At 39.5% G+C, this 233-nt stretch carries 1 protein-coding gene; it reads right to left on the bottom strand.

Annotated features, from left to right (window positions below):
• A partial coding sequence (locus tag Q1A15_RS20990; protein WP_299628416.1) for a hypothetical protein occupies positions 1–233 on the bottom strand: 233 nt, incomplete at both ends.

The following is a 233-nucleotide window of genomic DNA, read 5'->3' as shown; positions in this document are numbered from 1 at the left end:
GATTGTTCTGGAACTACTCCAATACTATCTTCATCATCATCTGAAATTCCATCGCCATTATCATCAGTATTAGCATCACTAGTTGGATCACTATCGGGATCAAATTGATCACTCGCTGTAATCTCAGCTGTGTTTATATATTCATTGGCTGCTCCTGTTGGCGCATCAACTACAGCATCAAAGGTTAAGGTAATTGTTCCTGAATTTGGAACACTTAAGCCTGTCCATGTAAC

It is taken from the genome of uncultured Tenacibaculum sp., assembly GCF_947495995.1.
GTDB lineage: Bacteria > Bacteroidota > Bacteroidia > Flavobacteriales > Flavobacteriaceae > Polaribacter.
This window is presented reverse-complemented; position numbering and strand designations above follow the sequence as displayed.